Source organism: Paraclostridium dentum (assembly GCF_012922555.1).
In the GTDB taxonomy this organism is placed as follows: Bacteria; Bacillota; Clostridia; order Peptostreptococcales; family Peptostreptococcaceae; genus Paraclostridium; species Paraclostridium dentum.
Map to the genome: position 1 here is coordinate 1 of NZ_WIPK01000099.1, position 528 is coordinate 528.

1 protein-coding gene is annotated in these 528 nt (G+C 46.8%); it reads left to right on the forward strand.

From position 1 onward, the window contains the following. Window positions 1-23 precede the first annotated feature (23 nt). Window positions 24-528 (forward strand): uL18 family ribosomal protein (locus tag GFJ41_RS21040; protein WP_500048760.1); only part of this gene is annotated, 505 nt, incomplete at its 3' end.

Sequence of the window (528 nt, forward strand, 5' to 3'; positions counted from 1 at the left end):
CCAACCGTTTCGTCACATGCCAAATAGTTTCTTCTAGAGTAAACGGTGACTATGTTCTTGCTCATGCTCACTCTTCTGAGCTCCCTCGCTACGGTATCAAATGGGGTTTGGCCAACTGGACTGCCGCCTACGCTACCGGTCTTTTGGTCGCTCGTCGTGCTCTTGCTAAGGTTGGCCTTGCTGATAAATATGAGGGTGTTACTGAACCTGAGGGTGAATTTGAGCTTACCGAGGCCATCGAGGATGGTCCTCGTCCTTTCAAGGTTTTCTTGGATGTTGGTTTGAAGCGTACTTCTACCGGTTCTCGTGTCTTTGGTGCCATGAAGGGTGCTTCTGATGGTGGTTTGTTTATTCCCCACTCTCCCAACCGTTTCCCTGGTTTCGATATTGAAACTGAGGAATTGGATGATGAGACTCTCCGTAAGTATATCTATGGTGGTCATGTTGCTGAATACATGGAGATGCTTATTGATGATGATGAAGAGCGTTATCAAAAGCAATTCTCTGGCTTGATTGCTGATGGTATTG